The organism is Sedimentimonas flavescens, from assembly GCF_019264375.1.
GTDB classification, from domain to species: Bacteria; Pseudomonadota; Alphaproteobacteria; order Rhodobacterales; family Rhodobacteraceae; genus Rhodobacter; species Rhodobacter flavescens.
In genome coordinates this window covers 40,258-65,289 of record NZ_JAHVAI010000013.1, presented here as the reverse complement: position 1 = coordinate 65,289, position 25,032 = coordinate 40,258, and the positions used below count along the sequence as shown (strand labels likewise).

Below are 25,032 nucleotides of genomic sequence, written 5' to 3'. Positions count from 1 at the left end.
AGAAGTCGATGATCGCAGCCAGCCATGACACCGAGGACGACCGCCCCGTCGGCGCCGCCATCCGCCGCGGCCTGATGTGCCGCTGCCCCGCCTGCGGCCGGGGCAATCTGCTGGAAAGTTATCTCAAGGTGCGCACGTCCTGCCCCGATTGCGGCGAAGTGCTGGAGCATCACCGCGCGGACGACGGCCCGGCCTATCTGACGATCCTGATCGTGGGCCATCTGATGGCGCCGCTGATGCTGTGGTTCTTCGTTGCCTTCCGCCCCACCCCGCTGACCATGATCGCGATCTTCCTGACCGGCACGGTCGCGCTGTCGCTGGCGCTTTTGCCGCGCATGAAGGGGGCGATCGTCGCGATCCAATGGTCGCGCCGGATGCATGGGTTCGGCGCCGGAGATGTTGTGCATGACTGAGACGGCCCTGGCAGCACCCTCCGCCGACAAGACGGCCATCCGCCACGCGGCGACTGTTCTGGTCGTGCGCCGTGACGGCCCCGGTGCCCCGCGCGTTCTGATGGGGATGCGGGGCGCAGGCGCGGCCTTCATGCCCTCGAAATATGTGTTCCCCGGCGGCGCGCTGGATCAGGGCGATGCGGAGATCCCCTTTGGCAGCCCGCTGAATGCCACCTGTGCGCGGCGCCTCGATGTCGAGGCCCCCGCCCGGATCGGCCACGCCCTTGCCGCCGCCGCCGTGCGCGAGTTGTGGGAAGAAACCGGACAAATCCTGGGCACACGTGGCGAATGGCCCATCGCACCGCCCGCCGACTGGACGGGCTTTGCCGCGCAGGGCATGACGCCCTCGGCCGCGCCGCTGCATTTCGTGTTCCGCGCGATCACGCCTCCGGGCCGGCCGCGCCGCTTTGACGCCCGCTTCTTCCTGATCGACGCGGCGGATCTTTCCACCGACCCCGAGGATTTCTCGCGCGCCTGCGACGAGCTTTCACACCTGCACTGGGTGCCGATGGCCGAGGCCCGCGCGCTGAACCTGCCCTTCATCACCGAGGTTGTTCTGGCCGAGGTTCAGGCGGTTCTGGCCGAGTCGGGCGCGCAGATCGCGCCACCCGCGAGCGTGCCGTTCTTCGACAACTCGGGCGCGCGCTCGGTGTTCCGTCGGATCGACTAGACCGACTGCGCCAGCACGATCGCGATCAGCGAGGCCACGACAAGGGCGATCCCGGCCCCCTCGCGGGGGCTCAGCCGCTCGTGGAAGACCAGCACGGATACGATCAGGGTGAAGACGATCTCGACCTGACCAAGGGCGCGCACATAGGCCGCGTTCATCAGCGCAAAGGCCGTGAACCAACCCGCCGAGCCTGCAACCCCCGTCACGCCTACCCAGATCGTGCGCCGCCAGGCCCGGATCACGCGCCCGAGCTCTCTCGGCTCGACCAAACGCAGGTAAAGCGCCATGCCAAGGCTTTGCGCGAAGGTCACGCAGGCCAGCGTCACGATGGCGCGGGTAAAGAAGGCGGCGGGCATCAGTTCAAGCGTCGCGCCGCGATAGCCGATGGACGAAAGCCCGAAGAGCCCCCCTGCGAGCACACCATAAACCACCGCGCGCGCCGAAAAGGCCGTGCCGCGCGGGGTGCGCGACAGCAAGAGCACACCCACCAGCCCAAGCGCGATCCCGAACCAACCAAGGGGCGTCACGGCCTCTCCCAGAACCAGCACCGAGAAGGCGGCGACCTGAACCGTCTCGGTCTTGGTGAAGGCCACGCCCACCGCGAAATTGCGCAGCTTGAACAGCGCGACGGTCAGGAAGGTCGCGGCGACCTGCGCGGCCCCGCCAGCCAGCGCGAACGCCCAGAAGCGCGGCCCGGGCACAGGCACCTCGCCCCCCGCCATGGCAAGGGTGAGAACCGCCGCCAACGCAGCAATCGGCGCCCCGAAAAGAAAGCGCGAGAAGGTCGCGCCACCGGTCGAAAGGCCGGTTCCGGTCAGGCGCTTTTGCAACATGAAACGCAGGGTCTGCACGGCGGCGGCGGCCAGCGTCACCCAGACCCAGAGCAGAGTCACCGCCCGATCCGCCGCAGATCGTAGCCGTTGAAGGCCAGAACCTCTTGCGCCGCGGCCATCAGATCGGCGCGCGGGGGAAGCTCGCGCGTGACGATCATACCGAACTGCCCCTCCGGCGTGCCCAGAACGGCGATGCGATAATCCTGATCGACCCAGAGCACCCAGACCGGGGCACGCCCGAACCCCGCATCCGGAGCAAAGCGCGCGCCGGGGCCGGTGATGACCGCACGGCCAGTCAGATGCGCCGGGCGCGTTCCCGCGCAGTCGATGCCGCTAAGCACATAGGCGCCGCGCCCATCGAGCGCCCAGTCCTGCGCGGCGCCCGCGCAGCCCGGAACACCGCTTGCGGCGACATGCCAGCGCCCGGCAAAACGCGCCGGATCGAAGACCACCGCAGACGAGATCATCGCCTCGCGGTTACGCAGACCCTGCTCGGGCGGCGGCGCGGCGCAGGCAGCCAGCAGGCACAAAAGCGCCGGGATCAGTCGACGCATTCGGTCACCCGCAGCCCACCGCTCGTGATCACCTCGTTGCAGCCGACCAGCGGCTTGACCGGCGCGCAGGTCATCGAGCGCGCAAGGCAGGCGCTTTCGCAATCGCGCGCGGTGCGGCAGCTTTGGCCGCCATCGCGGGTGCGGTTCAGGCAAAACCGCGCGCTGCCGTCAGATTTCCACTCGCCGCCGCGCTTTTCGCAGGCGGCCTGCTCCAGCTGCATCAGCGACTCGCCCACGGGTTCCAGCTTGCCGTCATCGGGCTTGCAGCCGACCAGCAACACCGCAGCGGCTAGGGACAGGGTAAGCGCGCGCATCTCAGAACGGCATCGGATGCGCATGATGCGTCCTTTCGATCTCACGCAGCAGATCGCTCGGCAGCTCCATCCCCGCCGCGTCGAGCGACTTGTCCAGCTGCGCGACCGAGGTTGCCCCCAGGATCGGCACGATCGGGAACGGGCGGCTCAGCGTCCAGGCGATGGCCATGGTCACCGGGTCGAGCCCCGCCTGCCGCGCCAGAGCAACATAATGATCGGCGATCTTGAAAGCCCGCGCGTTCGAGCGTCCGCCCAACTCGCGCACAATCGAGCGGCGCGAGCCTTCGGGCACCGCCCCACCGGAATACTTGCCGCTCAGCATCCCTACGGCCAGCGGCGAATAGGCCAGCAGCGTGACCTGCTCATGCACGCCCATCTCGGCCATGTCAGTATCGTAGAGGCGGCACATCAGCGAATACTCGTTCTGGATGGTGGCGACGCGCGGACCATGCCCGGCCTCGGCCAGCCGCAGCCACTGCGCCGTCCCCCATGCGCTTTCGTTCGACAGGCCAAAGTGGCGGATCTTGCCCTCTTCCACCAGCACCTGAAGGGTTTCGAGACAGGCAACCATGTCGGCCTCGATCACCTCTTTCGGCGCCTGCTTGTTCGGCGCGAATTTCCAGTTCTGACGGAAGTGGTAGCTGCCCCGGTTCGGCCAGTGGAACTGGCAGATGTCGATATAATCGGTCTGCAGACGCCGAAGCGACCCTTCGACCGCCAGCCGGATCGACGTGGGCGAGATTGGCGCGCCATCGCGCACCGCGCGCAGCCCCTCGCCCGAGACCTTGGTCGCCAGCACGATCTGATCGCGCTGCCGACGGCTTGCAAACCACGTGCCGATGATCTCTTCGGTGCGACCACAGGTTTCAGGAGTGACCAGGTTGACCGGATACATCTCCGCGGTATCGATGAAATCCACCCCACGCTCGACGGCGCGGTCGATCTGGGCGTGACCCTCTCCTTCGGTGTTCTGCGTGCCCCAGGTCATCGAGCCCAGACACAGTTCAGACACCTTCAGGCCCGTGCGGCCAAGCTCCACCTTGCGCATCATCTACTCCTCGATCCGGTTTGGGCGCGACCCTGCCACAGGGGCCGGGCAAGGAAAAGGGGCCGGGCCTACTCGACCAGATCGATCAGGTCGGCATAGCCCTCGGCCGCCATCTCTTCGAGCGGGATGAACCGGAGAGAGGCAGAGTTGATACAGTAGCGCAAGCCGCCCTCTTCCTCCGGGCCGTCCTCGAACACATGGCCCAGATGGCTGTCGCCGTGGGTCGAGCGCACCTCGGTGCGCACCATGCCATGGCTCACGTCGCTCAGCTCGCGGATATGCTCGGACAGGATGGGCCGCGTGAACGAGGGCCAGCCGCAGCCGGACTCGTATTTGTCCGCCGAGGAAAACAGTGGCTCGCCAGAGACGATATCGACATAGATCCCGCGCCGCTTGTTCGAGACAAACTCGCCCGACCAGGGCCGCTCGGTGCCGCTTTCCTGCGTAACGCGGTATTGCTCGGGCGTCAGTCGCGCCAGAGCCTCGGGGGTCTTGCGAAATTCCGTCATGGTTTCCTCCTGTTCCGCTTTCCCGAAAGATAGGTGCCGCGGCGCACAGGAAAAGCCCTGTCCTGCGCCCACACCATGCGCATGTCGATTTCACAGAAAATCCGCGGCCGGGGTGTTGACACCCAGGGGGAGGAATGCCTAACTCCTGCGCCGTTAGCACTCGCCATCGCTGAGTGCTAAAAGTTTAGAACCTGGAACCTTAGGGAGTGACCCAGATGGCATTCAAACCGCTTCATGACCGCGTGCTGGTCAAGCGCGTGCAAAGCGAAGAAAAGACCAAGGGCGGGCTGATCATCCCCGACTCGGCGAAAGAAAAGCCGGCTGAAGGCGAGATCGTCGCTGTTGGCGAAGGCGCGCGCAAGGATTCGGGCGAGCTGATCGCACCCTCGGTCAAAGTCGGCGACCGCGTGCTGTTCGGCAAATGGTCGGGCACCGAAGTGACCCTCGACGGCACCGAAATGCTGATCATGAAAGAATCCGACATCATGGGGATCATCTCGTAATTCTCACGAGAACCCTCTGATCTCTAACGAAATTCCAAGTCAAGGAGCCAAGCAAAATGGCAGCCAAGGACGTGAAGTTCTCGACCGACGCCCGTGACCGTATGCTCAAGGGCGTGAACATCCTCGCCGATGCGGTGAAGGTGACCCTGGGCCCGAAAGGCCGCAACGTTGTTATCGAAAAGTCGTTCGGTGCCCCGCGCATCACCAAGGACGGCGTGTCGGTCGCCAAGGAAATCGAACTGTCGGACAAGTTCGAAAACATGGGCGCGCAGATGGTGAAAGAAGTCGCCTCGCGCACCAATGACGAGGCTGGCGACGGCACCACCACCGCGACCGTTCTGGCCCAGGCCATCGTGCGCGAAGGCATGAAGGCGGTCGCCGCCGGCATGAACCCGATGGATCTCAAGCGCGGCATCGATCTGGCCACCACCAAGGTCGTCGAGGCCATCAAGGCTGCCGCCCGCCCGGTGAAGGACAGCGACGAAGTCGCCCAGGTCGGCACCATCTCGGCCAACGGCGAAGCCCAGATCGGCCGTTTCATCGCTGACGCGATGCAGAAGGTCGGCAACGAGGGTGTTATCACCGTCGAAGAGAACAAGGGCATGGAAACCGAAGTCGAAGTCGTCGAAGGCATGCAGTTCGACCGCGGCTACCTGTCGCCCTACTTCGTGACCAACCCCGACAAGATGATCGCGGATCTCGAAGACTGCTACATCCTGCTGCACGAGAAGAAACTCTCGTCGCTTCAGCCGATGGTTCCGCTGCTCGAAGCCGTGATCCAGTCGCAAAAGCCGCTGCTGATCATCGCCGAAGACGTGGAAGGCGAAGCGCTGGCCACCCTCGTGGTCAACAAGCTGCGTGGCGGCCTCAAGATCGCTGCCGTCAAGGCTCCGGGCTTCGGCGACCGCCGCAAGGCCATGCTGCAGGACATCGCGATCCTGACCGGCGGCCAGGTGATCTCGGAAGATCTCGGCATGAAGCTTGAGAACGTCGGCATGGACATGCTCGGCCGCGCCAAGAAAGTGACGATCTCGAAAGAGAACACCACCATCGTGGACGGCGCCGGCGACAAGGCCGAGATCGAAGCCCGCGTGGCACAGATCCGCACCCAGATCGAGGAAACCACCTCGGACTACGACCGCGAGAAGCTGCAAGAGCGCGTGGCCAAGCTGGCTGGCGGCGTGGCCGTCATCCGCGTTGGCGGCATGACCGAGGTCGAAGTGAAAGAGCGCAAGGACCGCGTTGACGACGCGCTGAACGCGACCCGCGCGGCCGTTCAGGAAGGCATCGTTGTCGGCGGTGGCGTGGCTCTGGTTCAGGCTGGCAAGCAGCTCGACGGCCTTCAGGGCGCGAACAGCGACCAGGAAGCCGGTATCGCGATCGTCAAGCGCGCACTGGAAGCCCCGATGCGCCAGATCGCCGAGAACGCAGGCGTTGACGGTGCCGTCGTTGCCGGCAAGATCCGCGAGTCCTCGGATCTGGCCTTCGGCTTCAACGCTCAGACCGAAGAATATGGCGACATGTTCAAGTTCGGTGTGATCGACCCGGCCAAGGTGACCCGCACCGCACTGGAAGACGCCGCTTCGGTTGCTGGCCTGCTCGTCACCACCGAATGCATGATCGCCGAGAAGCCCGAGCCGAAGGCTCCGGCCGGTGGCATGCCCGACATGGGCGGCATGGGCGGCATGATGTAATCTTCCCCCCAAGGGAAACGAAAAGGGCGCCTCCGGGCGCCCTTTTTACTGCGCGCTGCCGGCCCTTACCGCGCCACGGCCAGAAGCCCGCTCCCGCCCATGAGGCATGCCCCCGCGGCATACCCCATGTGTCTGCGCGCCTGTACGCTGCGCAGCCGCGCCCCGATCATCGTCGCCATCATGGCGTAGCCACCCAACACCAGCGCGACAATCACGGTGGAACTGGCCATCAGGATCAGGAACTGCGGCAGACGCGGTGCCTCGGGGACGATGAACAGCGACAGGAACGCCATGTAGAACAGGATGGCCTTCGGATTGAGCACCCCGGTCAGAAACCCCGCACGGAAGCTCCTGCCATCGCGACGGGGTATCTCGACCGCCCCCTCGGCAAGCGATCGCGCGGTCAGAATTTGCGCACAGCCGAGATAAGCCAGATAGGCAACCCCGACCCATTTGAGCACCGCGAAGGCCAGGCTGGACGCGGCAAGAACCAGGCCCAACCCGAGGTAAGCTGCGCTCATCACGATCAGCCCTCCGGCAAGGTCCCCCGCAATACAGATGAGTGCCGCGCGGCGGCCCCTGGTCAGCGACTGGCTGATGATCATCAGCACGCTCGGCCCGGGGATGACGGAAATGGCGGTATAGGCCAGAACATAGCCGAGCCAACTTTCCCAGGTCATCGCGCCCTCCCCCCTATGGTTCATACGAGAAGACGCATATCGGGATCGCCTTGCAAGGCCCCCCTTTGAGCGGCCCAAAGAAAAAGGCCCCGGTTTTCACCGGGGCCTTTCAAAAAAGTCAGAGCCGTTCTCAGGCGTTGATATGGGCGCCGAGCGCTTCCATATCCGAGAGCATCTTGACCGCGGCATCCGTCACCGACGGATGAGCCACGTCAACGACCTTCTTGGCCTCGGCCATCATCTCGGCGTGGATCGCGGCGGTCAGTTCCGCCTTCGGCACGCCGCGCTCGGCCAGAACGCTCACGCCTTCAGCACTGATCTCGGCGAAGCCGCCGGTCACCGCGTATTCCGCGGTGCCTTCGGGTCCGACGACGGTCAGGATGCCGGGGCGCAGGGTCGTGATCAGGGCCGAGTGACCCGGCATCGCGGTCAGGTCACCTTCAGCGCCCGGGATCCGCACCTCGCGGGCCTGGACGGAAGCGAGCTTCCGTTCAGGGGAGACGAGGTCGAACTGCATCGTATCGGCCATGGATCAGCCTCCTTACGCCGCAGCGGCGAGTTTCGCGGCCTTGGCGATCACTTCGTCAATACCGCCGACCATGTAGAAGGCCGCTTCCGGCAGGTGGTCGTATTCGCCAGCCACAACAGCCTTGAACGACTTGATCGTGTCTTCCAGCGGAACCTGCACACCGTCCGAGCCGGTGAACACTTTCGCCACGTCGAACGGCTGCGAAAGGAAACGCTGGATCTTACGGGCGCGAGCCACGGTCAGCTTGTCCTCTTCCGACAGTTCGTCCATGCCGAGGATGGCGATGATGTCCTGCAGCGACTTGTAGCGCTGGAGGATACCCTGCACATCACGGGCAACCATGTAGTGCTCTTCGCCGATCACGGCCGGGTCGAGAAGACGCGAGGTCGAGTCGAGCGGGTCCACGGCCGGATAGATGCCGAGTTCCGAGATCGCACGCGACAGAACGGTCGTGGCGTCGAGGTGGGCGAACGAGGTGGCCGGAGCCGGGTCGGTAAGGTCGTCGGCCGGAACGTAGATGGCCTGCACCGAGGTGATCGAGCCAGCGTTGGTCGAGGTGATGCGTTCCTGCAGAGCGCCCATGTCGGTCGCCAGCGTCGGCTGGTAGCCCACGGCCGAAGGAATACGGCCGAGAAGCGCCGACACTTCCGAACCTGCCTGGGTGAAGCGGAAGATGTTGTCCACGAAGAACAACACGTCCGTACCCGACTGGTCGCGGAACTGCTCGGCCAGGGTCAGACCCGACAGAGCCACACGCATACGCGCGCCCGGCGGTTCGTTCATCTGGCCATAGACCAGGGCCACTTTCGACTCTTCGAGGTTGTCGGGGACGATAACGCCCGATTCGATCATCTCGTGATAGAGGTCGTTGCCTTCACGGGTCCGTTCACCAACGCCCGCGAACACCGAGAAGCCCGAGTGCACTTTGGCGATGTTGTTGATCAGTTCCATGATCAGAACGGTCTTGCCCACGCCGGCGCCGCCGAACAGGCCGATCTTACCGCCCTTCGAGTAGGGGGCGAGCAGGTCGATAACCTTGATGCCGGTGACCAGGATCTCCGACGAGGTCGACTGCGCCGCGAAATCGGGGGCCGGCTGGTGGATCGCACGGTGCTCCGAAGCCGCGACCGGGCCCTTTTCGTCCACCGGCTCGCCGATGACGTTCAGGATGCGGCCCAGCGTCGCGTTGCCGACCGGCACCGAGATCGGTGCGCCGGTGTCGCTCACCGGGGCGCCACGCACGAGACCTTCGGTCGCGTCCATGGCGATGGTGCGGACGGTGTTTTCACCGAGGTGCTGCGCAACTTCCAGCACCAGTTTCTTGCCGTTGTTTTCGGTCTCGAGCGCGTTGAGAATCGCGGGCAGGCCGTCTTCGAACTGGACGTCCACGACGGCGCCGATGACCTGGGTCACTTTGCCTTTGCTTGCCATTGTCTTCTATCTCCGGTTCCGTCAGAGCGCCTCGGCGCCCGAAATGATTTCGATAAGCTCGTTGGTGATCACGGCCTGACGCGAGCGGTTGAACTCGATCGTCAGCTTGTCGATCATGTCGCCCGCGTTGCGGGTGGCGTTGTCCATCGCCGACATCTGGGCGCCATTGAACGAGGCGTTATTCTCCAGAAGGGCGGCGAAGATCGCCGTGGCGACACCGCGCGGCAGCAGGTCTGCCAGGATCGCTTCCTCGCTCGGTTCGTAATCGTAGAACGCCGAAGCGCCAGCGGCATCGGCCTCCTCGAACTGGGCAGGAATGATCTGCTTCGCGGTCGGCACCTGCGAGATCACGGATTCGAAGCGCGAGAAGAAGATCGTCGCGACGTCGAATTCGGCGGCTTCGAAACGGTCCAGCAGATCGCGGGCGATCTTCTGGGCATCCACGTAGCCGATTTTCTTGATCTCGGAGAGATCGACGTGAGCCACGAAATGCTGACCCAGGTCGCGGCGCATCGCGTCGCGGCCCTTCTTGCCGACGGTGATGATCTTCACCGTCTTGCCTTGTGCCAGCAGCTCGTTGGCCCGAGCCCGCGCGAGTTTGGCGATGTTGGCGTTGAAACCACCGCAAAGCCCGCGCTCACCGGTCATCACCACCAGAAGGTGGGTCTGATCCGAGCCCGTCCCGGCCAGAAGCCGGGGCGCGCTGTCGGAGCCGCCTACCGAGGCGGCAAGCCCCGACATGACGGCGTTCATGCGCTCGGCGAAGGGCCGGGCGCTCTCGGCGGCATCCTGGGCGCGGCGCAATTTTGCGGCCGCGACCATCTGCATCGCCTTGGTGATCTTGCGAGTGTTTTTAACACTCGTGATCCGGTTCTTTAGGTCCTTAAGGCTGGGCATTTCCCTGTCCTTTCAGGCCAATCAAGCGAAGGTCTTGGCGAAATCTTCGATCGCGGCTTTGAGCTTCGCCTCGGCGTCACCTTTGATCTTCGGATCGTCGTTGGTGATCCAATCGAGCACGTCCTTGCGGTTGCTGCGCAGATAGGCCAGCAGGCCCTTCTCCCAGCGACCGACTTCCTTCACCGGAACGTTGTCCAGGAAGCCGTTGGTGCCCGCGAAGATGACCGCGACGATTTCCGCGTTGGTCAGCGGCGAATACTGCGGTTGCTTCATCAGCTCGGTCAGACGCGCACCGCGGTTCAGCAGCTTCTGAGTTGCGGCGTCGAGGTCCGAGCCGAACTGGGCGAAGGCCGCCATTTCGCGATACTGAGCCAGTTCCAGCTTAACCGGGCCGGCGACCGACTTCATGGCGTTCGTCTGAGCCGACGAACCCACGCGCGACACCGACAGACCGGTGTTCACGGCCGGGCGGATACCCTGGTAGAACAGTTCGGTTTCGAGGAAGATCTGACCGTCGGTGATCGAGATCACGTTGGTCGGAATGAAGGCCGACACGTCGCCGCCCTGGGTTTCGATGACCGGAAGAGCGGTCAGCGAGCCGGCGCCGAAGTCTTCGTTCAGCTTCGCCGAACGCTCCAGCAGACGCGAGTGCAGGTAGAAAACGTCGCCCGGGTAGGCTTCGCGGCCCGGCGGGCGGCGGAGCAGCAGCGACATCTGACGGTAGGCAACGGCCTGCTTCGAGAGGTCATCGTAGATGATCAGCGCGTGGCGGCCCGAGTCACGGAAGTACTCGGCCATAGCGGTCGCGGCGTAGGGCGCCAGGAACTGGAGCGGAGCCGGGTCCGAAGCGGTCGCGGCGATGATCGTGGTGTATTCGATCGCGCCGGTTTCCTCGAGCTTCTTCACGAGCTGAGCCACGGTCGAACGCTTCTGACCAACGGCGACGTAGAAGCAGTGCAGCTTCTTCTCGGGGTTGGCGTCGTTGTAGACCTTCTGGTTCAGAATGGTGTCGAGCGCGATGGCGGTCTTGCCGGTCTGACGGTCGCCGATGATCAGTTCGCGCTGGCCACGGCCAACGGGGATCATGGCGTCAACCGACTTGAGGCCGGTCGCCATCGGTTCGTGAACCGATTTCCGCGGAATGATGCCGGGGGCCTTCACGTCGGCCACGCGACGCTCGGTCGCCGCGATCGGGCCTTTGCCGTCGATCGGGTTGCCGAGGCCATCGACGACGCGGCCGAGCAGGCCTTCACCCACCGGAACGTCCACGATGGAGTTGGTGCGCTTGACGGTGTCGCCTTCTTTGATGTCGCGGTCCGAACCGAAGATAACGATACCGACGTTATCGACTTCGAGGTTCAGCGCCATCCCACGGATACCACCGGGGAATTCCACCATTTCACCGGCCTGGACGTTGTCGAGCCCGTGCACACGGGCAATACCGTCACCGACCGAGAGCACGCGGCCCACTTCGGCGACTTGGGCGTCCTGCCCGAAGTTCTTGATCTGCTCCTTGAGGATAGCAGAGATCTCAGCTGCTTGGATGCCCATTATCCGACCTCTTTCATGGCGTTCTGTAGGGAAGCGAGTTTCGCCTTGACCGAAGTGTCGATCATGCGCGAGCCCAACTTGACGATCATGCCGCCGATGAGGCTTTCATCCACGGCAATGTTCAATTTGACGGACTTGCCCGTCTGCGACTGGAGCGTGGCCGCCAGTTTGTCGGCCTGCGCTTTCGAAAGGGCCGAAGCGGCGATAACCTCAGCGGTCACCTCACCTTTTTCTTCGGCGATCGCGTCGGCCAGCGCAGTAAGCAGCTGGGGCAGCGCGAACAGACGGCGCTTGACCGCCATCAGTTGCAGACCGTTGGCAAGTGCTGCCGAAAGGCCCATTTTCGCGGCGAGGGCGCCCACAGCGGCACCCTGGTCTTCACGCGAGTAAACCGGCGAGGAGATCAGCTCACGCAGATCGCTCGATTCGGCCAACGTGGCGCGAAGCGCATCCACATCAGCCTCGAGCGCGGCAAGCGCTCCGGCCTCGCGGGCGAGTTCAAAAACAGCCGTGGCATAGCGCCCGGCAATGGCTGCGGAAATCGAAGCTGGTTCGGACACGTCCACCCTTCCGATGCTCTTGCCCCCATTCCCCTATCAGAGGCGGAGAATGCGGAGCTTCCCCTAGCGCATGGGTGCTCCCACACACCTTATATCGGCCCCGCGTGTAGCAGAGCATCCCTCCCCTCGCAACCGTCTTGCACAACAGAATGTGAATGCAGGACATGCTATTTGCCTCCCACCGCCTTTCGTTAGCGCTGCGCCCGGAAAAGTTCCGGCGCTAACGGTCCGACCGGCGGATGACCTAGACGTCAGGTGATGGAGGGCAGCCAGACCCGCGCGAGGTGATTCACTAGGCGGAACCAAGGGTTCGGGATCGTGGAGGGCGTGCTCAGATCGGGTCGGCGGCCGGCTTGACGGCACCTTCCAGGATCGACAGCGGCCTGCGGACGGCCGCGCCCAAACCCGGCCGACGGGGCGCATGGACCTGCTTGGAAACCTCCAGCATGACCACGCCCGCTGCCAGGATACCCGCTGCGCGCGATCCAAGCCGCTCCCACATGGCGACCGAGCGCAGCCAGAAGCGGCGATGCGACGGTGGTATATAGAGTGCGGCGGCGTGGCGTTCGGGCACGAAGCCGGCGCGCCGGGCCTGCGCATCGAGCTGACTGATCGTATAAGGCCGCCCAAAGCCAAAGGGCGTCGTTTCGCGCGGCGCCCAAAGACCGCTGCGGTTCGGAACGATCAGCAGCGCCTTGCCACCCGGCCCAAGCACCCGCCAGCATTCTTCCAGCAGCGCATCGGGATGGTCCGAAGTCTCAAGCCCGTGCATCACGACCAGCCGGTCCGCCATCCCGGTTTCGAGGGGCCAGCGGGTCTCGTCGCACAGAACGGACACATTGGGCATTCCGGCAGGCCAGGGCATCACCCCCTGCTGCGAGGGCATCAGCCCGATCACCCGGCGCGCGGGCTCCAGATAGGGCCGCAGCAAAGGCACCGCAAAGCCGAAACCCGCCACCGTCAGCCCCGTCATCTCGGGCCCCGCAGGCCAGAGCGTGAGCACCCGGTCCCGTACGGCCTTCTGCGCCGCGCGCCCAAGCTGGGTGCGGTAGTAGAAATTGCGCAGGTCGAGCACATCGAGGTGCATTGCGGTTCCGGCCTCCTTGGGCGAAGCTTGGTCAGAATAGACAAAGCGACACGAAACGCCATGGCCCTTGAACTTGTGATCCTTCCCTGCCTTGCGGACAATTACGCCTATCTGGTCCGCGACCCGTCCACCGACACGATCTTCGTCGTCGATGTGCCCGAGGCTGCGCCAGTCCTGAATGCGCTCGGCGCACGCGGCTGGAAACTGAGCCACATCCTGATCACCCATCATCACGATGATCATATCGCAGGTGTCGAGGCCCTGGCCCAGGCGACGGGCGCGCATGTCATCGGCGCCGAGGCCGATGCCCATCGGCTGCCGCCGCTGGATATGATGGTGACCCCCGGACAAACCCTTCCGATCGGAATGCAGAAGCTGAGCGTTATCGACGCCGGAGGCCATACGCTTGGCCATATCGCCTATCATTTCGCCGAAGCGGGTCTGCTGTTTTCCGGCGACAGCCTGATGAGCTGGGGCTGCGGCCGCCTGTTCGAAGGCACCCCCGCGCAGATGTTCGACAGCCTCGCGCGCCTTTCGGCCCTGCCCGATCACACGCTGGTCTGTTCGGGGCATGAGTATACCGAGGCGAACGGCCGTTTCGCGCTGAGCCTTGAACCCGGCAACCCCGCCCTGCTGAACCGCATGGACGACGTGCGCGCAAAACGCGCCGAGGGCCAGCCGACCGTTCCGGCGACGCTGGCGCTGGAGAAGGCCACCAACCCCTTCCTGCGCAGCGACGATGCGGCGCTGCGCAGCGCCCTGGGCCTGCACGCCGATGCCAGCGCGCTTGCCACCTTCACCGAAGCCCGGGCCCGCAAGGACCGCTTCTGAGCCGATGACCGAGCCAGACACCGAAAAGCCGCCCGAAGAGCGACCGACCAATAAGCAGACCCATCTTGTGCGGCGTCTCGGGCCCGCGATGGGCCGCCGCCGCACGGTGGATATCCTGCGTGCGGGCACCGGTGCGGGGCTCGGCATTCTGGTGACGGCGCTAATCAGCTACGCTCTGCCGCAATCGCGCGAGGCGGGGATCTACCTGATCTCGGGCTTCGCCTCGACGGCGGTCTTGCTGTTCGCCCTGCCCAATTCTCCACTGGCACAGCCATGGTCGGCCATCGTCGGCATGATGGTCTCGGCCGCCAGCGCGGTGGTCGTGCTGCGCTTCGTGCCGCCGCCCTATGCGGACGGGCTGGCGGTTGCGCTGGCGATCTGCGCCATGATGGCCCTGCGCGCATTGCACCCGCCCGCGGCAGGGATCGCGCTGCTCGGGGCGCTGGAATACGAGGCCGGGCGCCCGCTCGGCTTCGACTTCGTGCTGATGCCCGTGGGTGCGATCACCGTGGTTCTGGTGCTGCTGGCCATGGCCTGGCACCGCACGTTCGGCGTGGCCTATCCCTCGCGCCCGTTGGCGGCCCCGCCCCGCCCCGGACCCGCCGCGCGCAGCACGCCCCGCCTGAGCGAAGACGATCTGGCCAGCCTTTTGCTGGAGTTTCAGCAATCCGCCAACCTTGGCACGGCCGATCTTGCACGCCTGCTGAACGCCGCCCGAACGCGCGTCACCGAAACCCTGCTATCTGCCTCGGCCGGCTCGCTCATGAGCCCGCGCCCTGTCTCGGTCGGCCCCGAAGCCCCGATGTCCGAGGTCGTGCGCAAGATGGAAATGCTGGACCTGCGCAGCCTGCCCGTCGCCGACAGCGAGGGGCGCTATGTCGGCATGGTCGATCAGGGGCGCGTCCTGCAACGCCTTGAGGCCGAGCAAGCCACGCTGCGCCGTCCCTTCCGACTGCGCTCGGCCCCTCCCGAGCCCGATGCAGCGGCCCTGATGGACTCCACAACCGCCCCGGTCGACATTTCCACCCCGGTGGGCGAACTGATGGCACGCCTCGCCAAACCCGGCGCACAGGCGATCCCCGTGACCGAGAACGCGCGCCTCGTTGGCATCCTCGGGCGCAGCGACGTGATGAGCCTGCTGCTCTCGTTGCTGATGGGCGATGACCCCAAAGTCACGTGAGCCAGCCCGAAGGCACGGCTAGGTATTGTGCAAAATGGTCACTTTCGACGCACAGAATGAATTGTGATGCAGTTTTGTGCAATCCGCCCTTGAAGCCGCCGCAATTCCACCGAACTCTAAACATAACGGGCCAGCGATGTGTCGGGTCCGCCAGCTATGAAAGGAGCGCCACATGCCTTCGTTCTCGAACACGCTCGAACAAGCCATCCATGGCGCGCTCGCGCTGGCCAACGCGCGCAAGCATGAACTCGCCACCCTCGAACACCTGCTGCTGGCACTGATCGAAGAGCCCGACGCAAGCCGCGTGATGCGCGCCTGCGGGGTCGATCTGGAAGAATTGCGTGAAACCCTGACCGAGTTCATCGACGATGACCTTTCGACACTGATCACCGAGATCGAGGGCTCCGAGGCCGTGCCAACCGCCGCCTTCCAGCGCGTCATCCAGCGCGCCGCGATCCATGTGCAAAGCTCGGGCCGCGCCGAGGTCACCGGGGCCAACGTGCTCGTGGCGATCTTCGCCGAACGCGAGTCGAACGCCGCCTTCTTCCTGCAAGAGCAGGACATGACGCGCTACGACGCGGTGAACTTCATCGCCCATGGCGTCGCCAAAGACCCCGAATTCGGCGAGGCGCGACCCGTGACCGGCGCCGAAGACGAGCACAAGGCCGAAACCACCCAGGCGGGCGAGGCTAAGGAATCCGCTCTGGCGAAATACTGCGTCAACCTCAACGAAAAATCGGCCAAGGGCGACATCGACCCGCTGATCGGTCGCGAGGAAGAGGTCGAGCGCTGCATCCAGGTGCTCTGCCGCCGCCGCAAGAACAACCCGCTTCTGGTGGGCGATCCGGGCGTGGGCAAGACCGCCATCGCCGAGGGCCTCGCGCTCAAGATCACCCGTGGCGAGACCCCGGACATCCTTGCGAAATCGACGATCTTCTCGCTCGACATGGGCGCGCTGCTGGCGGGCACCCGCTACCGCGGCGATTTCGAGGAGCGTCTGAAGGCCGTTGTGAAGGAGCTTGAGGAGCACCCCGACGCGATCCTGTTCATCGATGAGATCCACACCGTGATCGGCGCAGGCGCCACCTCGGGCGGTGCGATGGATGCTTCGAACCTGCTCAAGCCCGCGCTTGGCGGGGGCAAGATGCGCTGCATGGGCTCGACCACCTACAAAGAGTTCCGCCAGCACTTCGAAAAGGACCGCGCGCTGTCCCGCCGGTTCCAGAAGATCGACGTGAACGAACCCTCGGTCGGTGACTCGATCAAGATTCTGATGGGCCTCAAGCCCTATTTCGAAACGCACCACGACATCCGCTACACCAATGACGCGATCAAATCGGCGGTGGAGCTGTCGGCGCGCTATATCCATGACCGCAAGCTGCCCGACAAGGCCATCGACGTGATCGACGAGGCAGGAGCGGCCCAGCACCTGCTGCCGGAATCGAAGCGCCGCAAGACGCTTGGCGCCAAAGAGATCGAGGCCGTCGTGGCCAAGATCGCGCGCATCCCGCCCAAGAACGTCTCGAAGGACGATGCCGAGGTGCTGCGCGATCTCGAAAAGACGCTCAAGCGGGTTGTCTTCGGTCAGGACAAGGCGATCGAAACGCTGGCGTCGGCAATAAAACTGGCCCGCGCGGGCCTGCGCGAACCCGAAAAGCCGATCGGCAACTACCTGTTTGCCGGTCCCACCGGCGTCGGCAAGACCGAGGTCGCCAAGCAACTGGCCGACACGCTCGGCGTGGAACTTCTGCGCTTCGACATGTCGGAATACATGGAGAAACACGCGGTCTCCCGCCTGATCGGCGCACCTCCCGGCTATGTCGGCTTCGACCAGGGCGGGATGCTCACCGACGGCGTCGATCAACACCCGCATTGCGTGCTGCTGCTCGACGAGATGGAAAAGGCGCACCCGGATGTCTACAACATCCTCCTCCAGGTGATGGACCACGGCAAACTCACGGACCATAACGGCCGGACGGTAGACTTCCGCAATGTGATTCTGATCATGACCTCGAACGCCGGCGCGGCCGAGCAAGCCAAGGCCGCCATCGGATTTGGCCGCGAACGCCGCGAGGGCGAGGATACCGCCGCGATCGAGCGCACCTTCACGCCCGAATTCCGCAACCGCCTGGATGCGGTGGTGAACTTCGCACCCCTCTCGCGCGATGTCATCCTGCAAGTCGTGGACAAGTTCGTGCTACAACTCGAAGCGCAGCTGATCGACCGCAACGTGCATATCGAACTGACCCCCGAAGCTGCCAACTGGCTGGCCGAGAAAGGCTACGACGACAAGATGGGCGCCCGCCCGCTTGGCCGCGTGATCCAGGAGCACATCAAGAAACCGCTGGCCGAGGAGCTTCTCTTCGGCAAACTCACCAAGGGCGGCGTGGTGCGCGCCAGCGTCAAGGATGACGCCATCGTGCTCGAGGTCGAGGAGCCCATCAAGCCCCGCATCTCGGGCCCCAAACAACGCCTGCTTCCGGCGGGCTAAGGCGCACCTTAACGAACGAAAAGGGCCCGGAACTCCGGGCCCTTTCCTTTTTCCACCTTCAACGTGGCGAAAATATCCTCGGGGGTGAATTTGCGCCAAAGGCGCAAAGAGGGGGCAGACAGCCCCCTGCCCCGCCGCCCTCAGCGCTCGGTCAGCTTCAGCTCGATGCGGCGGTTCGCGGCCCGCGCCTCGGGGCTGTCGCCCTCGGCCACGGGGCGGAACTCGCCAAACCCGGTCGCGGCCAGCCGATAGGGCGGGAAGCCCAGATCGTCGATCATGTAACGCACCACCGAAAGCGCGCGCGCCTGGCTTAACTCCCAGTTATCGCGGAACGCGCCGGTCCCCAGCAGGGGGACATTGTCGGTATGACCATCGACCCGCAGGATCCAGTCGATCTGCGGCGGGATCTTGTCGGCCAACTCGGTGAAAGTCTCGGCCACGCGCGCGATCTGCGCCTTGCCCTCAGGCGCCAGATCGGCGGCCCCCGGCTGGAACAGCACCTCGGACGAAAACACGAAACGGTCGCCCACAACGCGCACGCCCTCGCGCCCGGCCAGCAGTTCGGACATCCGCCCGAAGAACTCTGAGCGATACTTCGCCAGATCCGCCGCCTCGGCCTCGGCCTTCTTGCGCGCCTCTTCCTCAAGCTGCGCACGGCGCTTCTGCTCCGCCGCCACCTGCGCCAGTGCCGCATTCAGCTGCTGCCCGAGCGTCTCGACCTGCACCTGCGCTTCGGCATCGCGCTCCTGCGCGGCATCCAGAATGCCCTGCAACTCAGAGAGCTGCCCACGCAGGGCCGCAATCTGCTCGTTCAGCAGGGCCACTTTGCGCGCGGCTTCGCCCGAGATTTCCTTCTCGCTCGCCAGCGCTTGCTCGGCCACCGCCCGCAATGCGGCCTCTTTCTCGGCATCGCTCAGGCGTGTCTCCAACTGCGTCTGCAAATCCTTCTTCGCAGCCTCGGCTGCCGCAAGAAGGGTCAACGTCTCCTCGGCATTCTGGCGCGCCGCCTCCAGCGAGAGGGTCATGGCCGCCAGCTCATCGCCGGAGGCTTTCAGCTTGCCGCGCAACTCCTCGATGGTCGCGCGATCAAGGCGCAGTTCCTCGGCGCGCGCATCGGCATCTGCCCGCGCATCGTCGCGCTGCGACAGGAGCGAGGCCACCTGCGCCTCGAATGCGGTGATCTTCTGACCGGCCTCGGCCAGTTCGGCCTCGCGCGTCTCGATCCGCGCGCTCAGCGTGGCGATCAGCGCGGTCTGCGCATCGGCCTTTTCCCGCGCCGTATCCAGATCGCCGGTCAACTGCGCGGTGCGCTCTTCCTCCAGCGCAAGCGCACGCGCGAGGCCTGCGACCTGCACCGACAGGGCAGAAAGCTCACTCTCCTTGGTGTTGAGCGTATCGCGCAAGACCGATTGCACGACCATGAAGATGGTCAGCACGAACATCAGCACCAACAGCAGCGCGGTCATCGCATCGACGAATCCGGGCCAGATCGCGGCCGAGAACTTCTGGCCGTTGCGGCGGGCGAGCGCCATCGCTTAGGCCTCCCGATTGCGGGTATTGTGCAGGATCGCCCGCGTCAGCGCCGCGAAATCGTTGCGCAACTCGGCCATGCTTTCCTGCCGCCCCGCCGAGACCTCTTCAAGAAGCCGCAGCATTTGCAGGTCGATCGAGCGCAACCGCATCCGCGTTTCCGCCGCGATCTCGGCGGTTTCATCGGTTTCGGCCTGATGCGCCAGCCGCTCCAGCGCCTGGGTCAGGCGTTCCTGCCCCTCGGCCATGCGGTTGAGCGCGCGGCCCTGTTCGGTGCGCGCATCAATCTCATTGCCCATACGGTCGGCCAGATAGGCGACCGCGCCCGTCATTTCACCCAGGCGGCGATCGACCTCGGCGCGCCCGGCATCGGATTGCGCGAAGATCGACTGCAACACCGACATCTGCTCGGACATGTGATCGAGGATCTCGGCCACTGCCGAAGCCTCGCCATCGCCCTCGGCCGCCGCGAAGGAAAGCCGTGTGATCGAGGAGATCCACTCTTCCAGCTCACGGTAGAACCGGTTCTGGCCATGGGTCACGAAAAGCTCAAGCAACCCAACCACCAGCGACCCCGCAAGGCCCAGAAGCGAGGAGGAGAACGCCGTGCCCATGCCACCAAGCTGCGCCTCAAGCCCGGTCATCAGCTTCTCAAAGACCTCGATGCTGCTTTCGCCCTCTTGCGGGGCCAGAGCGCGGATCGTCTCGACCACGGCTGGAACGGTCGTTGCAAGACCGTAGAACGTGCCCAGAAGGCCAAGGAAGATCAGCAGGTTGGAGAGGTAGCGCGTGATGTCGCGCGCCTCGTCGATCCGGGTCTCGACCGACTCGAGGATCGAACGTGCCGCCGAGGTGGCAATCGAGCGCGAGCCGCCACGCGCGCCAAGCAGCGCGGCCAGCGGCGCGAGCATCCGCGGCGCGCGATAGGCCGGACGGCCCGGCCGGTCGGCCGCGAAACTCTCGATCCAGCTGACGGCCTTGACCAGTTCGGCCACCTGCCAGAAACAGGCCAGAACGCCCAGCACGAATACGGTCAGGATCAGCCCGTTCAGCCAGGGGTTCGCGATGAAGATCGGCAGAATGCGGCTATAGGCAAGCCACCCTCCCGCCACGACCAGAACCAGCACGATCACCATCAGGGTGATCTGTCGGACCGGTTGCGAGAACTGCGGATCGAGCCGGATGGTGCCGCGCATACACTGCCTCGTTGGCTATTGTTTGCGCGAGGATAGGCGGGCTTGGCGGCACTGCCAAGCCCTATCGGGTCAGCTCACGGACCCGCGCGGACAGCCAGTCGAGGTCGGGATCGGCCAGCCCAAGCTCGGTCAGATGGGCGGCGGTGTTGAACAGATAGTCGCGGTTCGGCCCGCGCCCGCCGATGGCATGGGCGATGATGCGCGCCTGTTCCTCAAGGTCGAGCGCACAATATTGTGGCCCCTCGCGGTCGATCACATAGGTGATCGCCTCGAAGGTCTCACCCTCTTCGCAGGTCACGGGTAACTGGTGCTCAAGATAAGCGTCCGAAACCAGTTCGCGCGCACGCAGGCAGGCCAGGACCTCATCTGCCTCGGGTTCGGCCACGCGAAACGCGAGGCCCGCGCAGACCGCATCGGGGCTTGCGTCCAGCGCCAGCACCAGGCCCGGAGCTTCGGGCGTGCCGCGAAAATGGATCGAGCGCATGCAGAACGAGCGATGCCAGCCCCGCAGCCAGGCGCGTCGTACCTCGGCCGGGGCAAAGCCCGGATCCCAGATCAGCGAGCCGTAGCCAAAGATCCATAACGTTTTGGTCATCGCGCTGGTCCTCCTGCCGCCCCGGGGATACATCTGTCAGGCGTCGATGGAAAGAGGTGCGGATGCGGCTGATCTGGGCAGGCCTTGCCGTTGCGGGGTTATATTCGGGCTACTGGCTTGCGGGAACCGCCCTGCTTCAACGCGGCGCGGCGATGGCGCTTGAGGGCGCGCGGGCCGAGGGGCGCGGCGATGCCGAGGCGCTTCAAACCGGCGGTTTCCCGGCCCGGTTCGCGCTGAACTTGACCCGGCCCGAGCTTGCCGATCCGCTGGCCGGGTGGCACTGGTCCGCACCCTCGGTTCAGCTTTGGGCACCCGGCTGGCGTCCGCTGGAGTTGCATCTGGACACCCCGCCCGAGCAGCAGCTGACCCTTGGCGGCCAGAAGTTCATGCTGAGCAACAGCCTTGGCACTGGCAGTTTACGGCTTGGCCTTGCGCCGGATCTGCCGCTGACCGGGGCGCAGGCCGAATTGCGCGATGTCGCGCTGCGCCCCGAGGGTAGCGCAGAACCGACACTCGCCGCCGCCCGGATCGACGCCGTGGCGGAACTGACCGATGCGCCCGCGACCTATCGGATCACCGCCGGGATCACCGATGTCACTCTGCCCCCTGGCACCATGGCCCGCACGCTTGGGGCGCCCCTGCCCGACAAGATCGACGCGCTGACGCTGGAGGCCACGCTGCGCCTCGACGCGGCGCTTACCGGAGCGACGCAATCCGCCCCACCGCGCATCGAGGAGATCGGCCTGCAGACGCTCTCGCTCGACTGGGCCGGACGCGGGCTGAGCGCCAGCGGCGCACTGAAGATCACCGCCTCCGGGCAGCCCGAGGGCACGATCCAGATCAGCACGGCCGAGTGGCGCGACTGGCTCGATATCGCCGTGGCGGCGGGCTGGATCGAAGCGCGCAGGCTGCCCGCCCTGACCGGGCTTGGCAGCTATATCGCGCAAAACAACGGTGGTGTGCTGAAGGTGCCGCTGGCCTTCCAGAACGGCCGCGCCAGCCTCGGGCCGGTGCCCCTTGGCTCAGCGCCGGTGCTTCAGCGGCAGTAGGCGCCGCTCTGACGGCGGGCCGTATCAACGTGGATATGGTCCTGGTGGAAGCGATCCGACTTGGGGCCAAGCACGGTGCCAAACGTCCCGCAGGCGGATTCATGCACCGCCCGGAGCAGCTTGGCCTCGGATTTCCAGCCATCGAGCACCGTGATGACCTTGCCATTCGCCAGCCGGATCCCCCTAAGGTCGATCGCGCGCCCACGCCCATGCTCGGAGATCTTCGAGCCCTCCTGGTTGTTGCGCGCCCGGCAGGTATAGCTGCCCGCCAATTCAAGCCGCGCAACACCGCCGCCGCGATTGCCGACCGCCGGAACGATGCCCTTGTCCACCCAGGTCTTCAGCGCCTTGGCCGTGGCGCAATCGACCGTGGCGGGGATCGACAGCGGAATACCCGAGACGGCGGTGACCTTCACGCCATCCTCCAGCCCGCAGCCGGACACCTTGCTGGGGATCGGCGGGATCGAAACGCCGGTAATCCCCGGAACACCGCAGACCGCCCCCCGTGCGCCGGGCTTGCCGACCTTGGCGGGAACGCTCGCGCCCGACATGGCGGCGAGTTTCAGCTTGCCGGGTTTTGCCATGGGACGGGCCGAGGACAGAAGCGCAACACCAGGATTGGTCTGGGCAGGCATGGCCGCCGACCGCGGGGAGCCCTGCGGGCGCGGCGAGGTCTGGGGCGCATCGGCCCAAGCACCCCCCGCAGCCAGCGCGAGGCCAAGGGCCAGCACAAGTGCCGCGCGCATCAGGCCTTGTCCGACGGAGGCAAGCCGCGACCAAAGTTCGGTGCTGCGGTATCCTGACCCGCCTCGATGATCCCGCGACGGATCGCCCGGGTGCGGGTGAAATAGTCATGCAGGAAGGCGCCATCCTCCATCCGGATCGCGCGTTGCAGCATGAACAGCTCTTCGGTGAAGCGGCCAAGGATATCGAGCGTGGCTTCCTTGTTGGTCAGGAAGACGTCGCGCCACATGGTCGGGTCCGATGCCGCGATCCGGGTGAAATCCCGAAAGCCCGAGGCCGAGTATTTGATGACCTCGTCCTGCGTGACGCGACGCAGATGGTCGGCCACGCCCACCATCGTATAGGCGATCAGGTGGGGCGTATGCGACACGACAGCCAGCACCAGATCGTGGCGCTGCACATCCATCTCGTCGACATTGGCGCCAAGCCCGGTCAGGAAGTCGCGCAGCCGCTGCACCGCTGCCGGATCGTTGCCCTCAAGCGGGGTCAGCAACCACCAGCGGTTCACGAAAAGCGAGGCAAAGCCCGAACGCGGGCCGGAATGCTCGGTCCCGGCCAGCGGGTGGCCGGGGATGAAGTTCACATGCGGCGGCAGATGCGGGGCCACGGCCTCAACCACTGCCTGCTTGACCGAGCCCACATCGGTAATCGTCGCGCCCACGGCCAGATGCGGCGCGATCTCGGCCGCGATGGCGCCCATGGCACCGACCGGAACGCAAAGCACCACGAGATCGGCTCCGCGCACGGCCTCGGCCGCAGTTTCGCAGACCCGATCGCACAGACCGATCTCAACTGCGGTCGCCCGCGTCTCGGGTGATTTGGCATGACCGACGATCTCGCCCGCCAGCCCATGGGCCCGCATCGCATGGGCCATGGACGAGGCGATAAGCCCCAGACCGATCAGCGCGACGCGATTGTAGCCCGTCATGCCACCCCGCCCGCCTTGAACTGGCCGATCATATGCGCCACGCGGCGGCACGAGGGCTCGTCGCCCACGGTGATGCGCAGGCAGTTCGGCAGGCCGTAACTGGTCACGCGCCGCACGATCAGCCCGTCTTTCTTCAGGAACTCGTCGCAGGCCGCCGCCTCCTCCTCGGAGCCGAAGCGCGCGAGGATGAAGTTCGCCGTCGAGGTATCCGAGGGCACGCCCTTCTCGGCCAGCGCCTCGGCCAGCCAGGCGCGCAGCCGGGTGTTGTCATCGCGGCAGCGCACGATCCAGTCCTGGTCGCGCACGGCGGCCTCGGCAGTCTCGATCTGCGCGGTCGAAAGGTTGAACGGCCCGCGCACGCGGTTGAGCACGTCGATGATCGCCTTGGGGCCATAGCCCCAACCAATCCGCAGCCCGCCCAGACCGTAGATCTTCGAGAAGGTGCGCGTCATGAAGACATTGGGCAGGCGCGTGGCAAGATCCGCACCGCCGTCATAGCCCTCGACATATTCCGCATAGGCGCCGTCGATCACCAGCATCGCCTGTTTGGGCAGCCCGGCGGCCAGACGCTCAAGCTCGGCCAGACCGATCATCGTGCCGGTCGGGTTGTTCGGGTTGGCGATGAACACGAGCTTGGTGCGCTTGTTGCAGGCCTTCAGGATCGCATCCACATCGGTGGTGCGCTCGCGCTCGGGCACGCAGACGGGGGTCGCGCCGGCGGCATGGGTATAGATGCGATACATCAGGAAGCCGTGCTCGGTGAACACGACCTCGTCCTTCGGGCCGGCATAGGCCTGGCAGAGGAAGTGAATGATCTCGTCCGAGCCGACGCCGCAGATGATGCGCGCGGGATCGAGGCCATGCACGTCGCCGATGGCCTGACGCAGGCTTGAGTGATCGGTCGAGGGATAGCGGTGCAACTTGTGCGCCGCGCGCGTGAACGCCTCTTTTGCCTTGTCCGACGGGCCAAACGGGTTTTCGTTCGAGCTCAGCTTGACCGCATCGGTCACGCCCGCCACATGCGACTGCCCGCCCTCATAGAGTGCAATCTCCATGATGCCGGGCTGCGGACGGATATGATCGTTCATGACACTTCCCTCAAGACTCCGCGCGCTTTCTAGCGGGCGGCGGGGGACAAAGCCAGCAGCATCTTCCCCCGACGGAAACGAAAAAGGG

Annotated in this window: 26 protein-coding genes; 8 read left to right on the top strand and 18 right to left on the bottom strand. The window is 65.3% G+C overall.

Annotated elements, in window-relative coordinates:
- Nucleotides 1-8: 8 nt before the first annotated feature.
- Nucleotides 9-413, top strand: coding sequence for a DUF983 domain-containing protein (locus KTQ37_RS13095; protein WP_218630966.1), 405 nt, complete (start codon nt 9-11; stop codon nt 411-413).
- The gene (locus KTQ37_RS13090) at nt 406-1,122 is read left to right on the top strand and encodes an NUDIX hydrolase (protein ID WP_218630965.1); all 717 of its coding nucleotides are present in this window, start codon (nt 406-408) and stop codon (nt 1,120-1,122) included. Before KTQ37_RS13095 ends, KTQ37_RS13090 begins: the two co-directional genes overlap by 8 nt.
- On the opposite strand, the gene KTQ37_RS13085 is transcribed toward KTQ37_RS13090, so the two are convergent.
- The 5 genes from KTQ37_RS13085 to msrB form a co-directional block, all read right to left on the bottom strand.
- A complete protein-coding gene (locus tag KTQ37_RS13085) occupies nt 1,119-2,015 on the bottom strand; it encodes an EamA family transporter (protein WP_218630964.1) in 897 nt (298 codons plus the stop codon). The genes KTQ37_RS13090 and KTQ37_RS13085 overlap by 4 nt on opposite strands.
- Nucleotides 2,012-2,509 (bottom strand): lipocalin/fatty acid-binding family protein, encoded by a 498-nt coding sequence (locus KTQ37_RS13080; RefSeq protein ID WP_218630963.1) that lies wholly within the window; start codon nt 2,507-2,509, stop codon nt 2,012-2,014. The genes KTQ37_RS13085 and KTQ37_RS13080 overlap by 4 nt, the downstream gene beginning before the upstream one ends.
- Complete coding sequence (locus tag KTQ37_RS13075) at nt 2,497-2,823, bottom strand: hypothetical protein (protein ID WP_218630962.1); 327 nt, start codon at nt 2,821-2,823, stop codon at nt 2,497-2,499. Before KTQ37_RS13075 ends, KTQ37_RS13080 begins: the two co-directional genes overlap by 13 nt.
- A gap of 1 nt (nt 2,824) precedes the next feature.
- Nucleotides 2,825-3,871 (bottom strand): aldo/keto reductase, encoded by a 1,047-nt coding sequence (locus KTQ37_RS13070; RefSeq protein ID WP_218630961.1) that lies wholly within the window; start codon nt 3,869-3,871, stop codon nt 2,825-2,827.
- A 68-nt stretch (nt 3,872-3,939) separates the two neighbouring features.
- Nucleotides 3,940-4,380: a peptide-methionine (R)-S-oxide reductase MsrB gene (msrB, locus tag KTQ37_RS13065; RefSeq protein ID WP_218630960.1), complete on the bottom strand. Its 441-nt coding sequence runs from the start codon at nt 4,378-4,380 to the stop codon at nt 3,940-3,942.
- Between the two features lie 215 nt (nt 4,381-4,595).
- Between msrB and groES the strand changes: the two genes are divergently transcribed.
- Nucleotides 4,596-4,883 carry a co-chaperone GroES gene (gene groES / locus KTQ37_RS13060; protein ID WP_218630959.1) on the top strand — a complete coding sequence of 96 codons (288 nt, stop codon included), beginning with the start codon at nt 4,596-4,598 and terminating at the stop codon, nt 4,881-4,883.
- Nucleotides 4,884-4,939: 56 nt separating this feature from the next.
- Nucleotides 4,940-6,577: a chaperonin GroEL gene (gene groL, locus KTQ37_RS13055; RefSeq protein ID WP_218630958.1), complete on the top strand. Its 1,638-nt coding sequence runs from the start codon at nt 4,940-4,942 to the stop codon at nt 6,575-6,577.
- Between the two features lie 65 nt (nt 6,578-6,642).
- On the opposite strand, the gene KTQ37_RS13050 is transcribed toward groL, so the two are convergent.
- The 7 genes from KTQ37_RS13050 to KTQ37_RS13020 form a co-directional block, all read right to left on the bottom strand.
- On the bottom strand, nt 6,643-7,257 hold the full coding sequence (locus KTQ37_RS13050; RefSeq protein ID WP_218630957.1) for a LysE family translocator: 615 nt from the start codon (nt 7,255-7,257) through the stop codon (nt 6,643-6,645).
- Between the two features lie 130 nt (nt 7,258-7,387).
- The gene (locus tag KTQ37_RS13045) at nt 7,388-7,786 is read right to left on the bottom strand and encodes a F0F1 ATP synthase subunit epsilon (RefSeq protein WP_218630956.1); all 399 of its coding nucleotides are present in this window, start codon (nt 7,784-7,786) and stop codon (nt 7,388-7,390) included.
- A gap of 12 nt (nt 7,787-7,798) precedes the next feature.
- Entirely contained in the window at nt 7,799-9,217 is a 1,419-nt protein-coding gene (gene atpD, locus KTQ37_RS13040; protein ID WP_218630955.1) for a F0F1 ATP synthase subunit beta, read from the bottom strand.
- Nucleotides 9,218-9,238: 21 nt separating this feature from the next.
- The gene (locus KTQ37_RS13035) at nt 9,239-10,114 is read right to left on the bottom strand and encodes a F0F1 ATP synthase subunit gamma (RefSeq protein ID WP_218630954.1); all 876 of its coding nucleotides are present in this window, start codon (nt 10,112-10,114) and stop codon (nt 9,239-9,241) included.
- 21 nt (nt 10,115-10,135) lie between these two features.
- On the bottom strand, nt 10,136-11,665 hold the full coding sequence (atpA, locus tag KTQ37_RS13030; protein ID WP_218630953.1) for a F0F1 ATP synthase subunit alpha: 1,530 nt from the start codon (nt 11,663-11,665) through the stop codon (nt 10,136-10,138).
- Complete coding sequence (locus tag KTQ37_RS13025; protein WP_218630952.1) at nt 11,665-12,225, bottom strand: F0F1 ATP synthase subunit delta; 561 nt, start codon at nt 12,223-12,225, stop codon at nt 11,665-11,667. Before KTQ37_RS13025 ends, atpA begins: the two co-directional genes overlap by 1 nt.
- A gap of 331 nt (nt 12,226-12,556) precedes the next feature.
- Nucleotides 12,557-13,312: a class I SAM-dependent methyltransferase gene (locus tag KTQ37_RS13020; RefSeq protein ID WP_218630951.1), complete on the bottom strand. Its 756-nt coding sequence runs from the start codon at nt 13,310-13,312 to the stop codon at nt 12,557-12,559.
- Between the two features lie 60 nt (nt 13,313-13,372).
- On the opposite strand from KTQ37_RS13020, the gene gloB reads away from it, so the two are divergent.
- The 3 genes from gloB to clpA all read left to right on the top strand — a co-directional run bounded on the left by gloB (nt 13,373) and on the right by clpA (nt 17,814).
- The gene (gene gloB / locus KTQ37_RS13015) at nt 13,373-14,143 is read left to right on the top strand and encodes a hydroxyacylglutathione hydrolase (RefSeq protein ID WP_218630950.1); all 771 of its coding nucleotides are present in this window, start codon (nt 13,373-13,375) and stop codon (nt 14,141-14,143) included.
- A gap of 4 nt (nt 14,144-14,147) precedes the next feature.
- Nucleotides 14,148-15,323, top strand: a complete 1,176-nt coding sequence (locus tag KTQ37_RS13010; protein ID WP_218630949.1) for an HPP family protein — start codon at nt 14,148-14,150, stop codon at nt 15,321-15,323.
- Between the two features lie 172 nt (nt 15,324-15,495).
- Nucleotides 15,496-17,814 (top strand): ATP-dependent Clp protease ATP-binding subunit ClpA, encoded by a 2,319-nt coding sequence (clpA, locus tag KTQ37_RS13005; RefSeq protein ID WP_218630948.1) that lies wholly within the window; start codon nt 15,496-15,498, stop codon nt 17,812-17,814.
- A gap of 140 nt (nt 17,815-17,954) precedes the next feature.
- On the opposite strand, the gene KTQ37_RS13000 is transcribed toward clpA, so the two are convergent.
- The 3 genes from KTQ37_RS13000 to KTQ37_RS12990 all read right to left on the bottom strand — a co-directional run bounded on the left by KTQ37_RS13000 (nt 17,955) and on the right by KTQ37_RS12990 (nt 21,135).
- Complete coding sequence (locus KTQ37_RS13000) at nt 17,955-19,346, bottom strand: peptidoglycan -binding protein (RefSeq protein WP_218630947.1); 1,392 nt, start codon at nt 19,344-19,346, stop codon at nt 17,955-17,957.
- Between the two features lie 3 nt (nt 19,347-19,349).
- On the bottom strand, nt 19,350-20,540 hold the full coding sequence (locus tag KTQ37_RS12995; protein ID WP_218630946.1) for a biopolymer transporter ExbB: 1,191 nt from the start codon (nt 20,538-20,540) through the stop codon (nt 19,350-19,352).
- A gap of 61 nt (nt 20,541-20,601) precedes the next feature.
- On the bottom strand, nt 20,602-21,135 hold the full coding sequence (locus KTQ37_RS12990) for a gamma-glutamylcyclotransferase (protein WP_218630945.1): 534 nt from the start codon (nt 21,133-21,135) through the stop codon (nt 20,602-20,604).
- Nucleotides 21,136-21,197: 62 nt separating this feature from the next.
- Between KTQ37_RS12990 and KTQ37_RS12985 the strand changes: the two genes are divergently transcribed.
- Nucleotides 21,198-22,184, top strand: coding sequence for a DUF2125 domain-containing protein (locus tag KTQ37_RS12985; RefSeq protein ID WP_218630944.1), 987 nt, complete (start codon nt 21,198-21,200; stop codon nt 22,182-22,184).
- On the opposite strand, the gene KTQ37_RS12980 is transcribed toward KTQ37_RS12985, so the two are convergent.
- The 3 genes from KTQ37_RS12980 to hisC are packed head-to-tail and all read right to left on the bottom strand — an operon-like array spanning nt 22,172 to nt 24,944.
- On the bottom strand, nt 22,172-22,930 hold the full coding sequence (locus KTQ37_RS12980) for an extensin-like domain-containing protein (RefSeq protein WP_218630943.1): 759 nt from the start codon (nt 22,928-22,930) through the stop codon (nt 22,172-22,174). The two genes, KTQ37_RS12985 and KTQ37_RS12980, sit on opposite strands and share 13 nt — an antisense overlap.
- Nucleotides 22,930-23,856, bottom strand: a complete 927-nt coding sequence (locus KTQ37_RS12975) for a prephenate/arogenate dehydrogenase family protein (RefSeq protein ID WP_218630942.1) — start codon at nt 23,854-23,856, stop codon at nt 22,930-22,932. Before KTQ37_RS12975 ends, KTQ37_RS12980 begins: the two co-directional genes overlap by 1 nt.
- A complete protein-coding gene (gene hisC, locus KTQ37_RS12970) occupies nt 23,853-24,944 on the bottom strand; it encodes a histidinol-phosphate transaminase (RefSeq protein WP_218630941.1) in 1,092 nt (363 codons plus the stop codon). The genes KTQ37_RS12975 and hisC overlap by 4 nt, the downstream gene beginning before the upstream one ends.
- Nucleotides 24,945-25,032 lie beyond the last annotated feature (88 nt).